Here is a 2,249-nt window from a genome sequence, read left to right on the forward strand (position 1 = left end):
ACGGGTCTACGTTAGAACACCAGCCATTAAAGGGTGGTATTTCAAGGTCGGCTCCATGCAGACTGGCGTCCACACTTCAAAGCCTCCCACCTATCCTACACATCAAGGACCAGTGTTCAGTGTCAAGCTATAGTAAAGGTTCACGGGGTCTTTCCGTCTTGCCGCGGGTACACTGCATCTTCACAGCGAGTTCAATTTCACTGAGTCTCGGGTGGAGACAGCCTGGCCATCATTACGCCATTCGTGCAGGTCGGAACTTACCCGACAAGGAATTTCGCTACCTTAGGACCGTTATAGTTACGGCCGCCGTTTACCGGGGCTTCGATCAAGAGCTTCTCCTTACGGATAACCCCATCAATTAACCTTCCGGCACCGGGCAGGCGTCACACCGTATACGTCCACTTTCGTGTTTGCACAGTGCTGTGTTTTTAATAAACAGTTGCAGCCAGCTGGTATCTTCGACTGATTTCAGCTCCATGAGTAAATCACTTCACCTACATATCAGCGTGCCTTCTCCCGAAGTTACGGCACCATTTTGCCTAGTTCCTTCACCCGAGTTCTCTCAAGCGCCTTGGTATTCTCTACCTGACCACCTGTGTCGGTTTGGGGTACGATTTTGTGTTACCTGATGCTTAGAGGCTTTTCCTGGAAGCAGGGCATTTGTTACTTCAGCACCGTAGTGCCTCGTCATCACACCTCAGCGTTAGTAAGAGTCCGGATTTACCTAAACTCTCCGCCTACATGCTTAAACCGGGACAACCGTCGCCCGGCTAACATAGCCTTCTCCGTCCCCCCTTCGCAGTAACACCAAGTACAGGAATATTAACCTGTTTCCCATCGACTACGCCTTTCGGCCTCGCCTTAGGGGTCGACTCACCCTGCCCCGATTAACGTTGGACAGGAACCCTTGGTCTTCCGGCGTGCGGGTTTTTCACCCGCATTATCGTTACTTATGTCAGCATTCGCACTTCTGATACCTCCAGCACCCCTCACAGGACACCTTCAACGGCTTACAGAACGCTCCCCTACCCAACAACACATAGTGTCGCTGCCGCAGCTTCGGTGCACAGTTTAGCCCCGTTACATCTTCCGCGCAGGCCGACTCGACCAGTGAGCTATTACGCTTTCTTTAAATGATGGCTGCTTCTAAGCCAACATCCTGGCTGTCTGTGCCTTCCCACATCGTTTCCCACTTAACTGTGACTTTGGGACCTTAGCTGGCGGTCTGGGTTGTTTCCCTCTTCACGACGGACGTTAGCACCCGCCGTGTGTCTCCCGTGATAACATTCTTCGGTATTCGCAGTTTGCATCGGGTTGGTAAGTCGGGATGACCCCCTAGCCGAAACAGTGCTCTACCCCCGAAGATGAGTTCACGAGGCGCTACCTAAATAGCTTTCGGGGAGAACCAGCTATCTCCCGGTTTGATTGGCCTTTCACCCCCAGCCACAAGTCATCCGCTAATTTTTCAACATTAGTCGGTTCGGTCCTCCAGTTAGTGTTACCCAACCTTCAACCTGCCCATGGCTAGATCACCGGGTTTCGGGTCTATACCCTGCAACTTAACGCCCAGTTAAGACTCGGTTTCCCTTCGGCTCCCCTATTCGGTTAACCTTGCTACAGAATATAAGTCGCTGACCCATTATACAAAAGGTACGCAGTCACCCCATAAAGAGGCTCCCACTGCTTGTACGTACACGGTTTCAGGTTCTTTTTCACTCCCCTCGCCGGGGTTCTTTTCGCCTTTCCCTCACGGTACTGGTTCACTATCGGTCAGTCAGGAGTATTTAGCCTTGGAGGATGGTCCCCCCATATTCAGACAGGATACCACGTGTCCCGCCCTACTCTTCGAGTTCACAACACATGCACTTTTGTGTACGGGACTTTCACCCTGTATCGTGCGACTTTCCAGACGCTTCCACTAACACACATGCTGATTCAGACTCTGGGCTGCTCCCCGTTCGCTCGCCGCTACTGGGGGAATCTCGGTTGATTTCTTTTCCTCGGGGTACTTAGATGTTTCAGTTCCCCCGGTTCGCTTCATTACGCTATGTATTCACGTAATGATAGTGTGACGAATCACACTGGGTTTCCCCATTCGGAAATCGCCGGCTATAACGGTTCATATCACCTTACCGACGCTTATCGCAGATTAGCACGTCCTTCATCGCCTCTGACTGCCAGGGCATCCACCGTGTACGCTTAGTCGCTTAACCTCACAACCCGAAGATGTTTCGTAAAACACCATCGTG

1 rRNA gene is annotated in these 2,249 nt (G+C 51.8%); it reads right to left on the bottom strand.

Going from position 1 to position 2,249, the window contains the following annotated elements:
* Window positions 1–2,213: ribosomal RNA gene (locus NNN64_RS22730) — 23S ribosomal RNA — on the bottom strand; the annotation flags it as partial.
* Window positions 2,214–2,249 lie beyond the last annotated feature (36 nt).

Source organism: Citrobacter sp. Igbk 14 (assembly GCF_028069825.1).
Lineage (GTDB): Bacteria > Pseudomonadota > Gammaproteobacteria > Enterobacterales > Enterobacteriaceae > Citrobacter.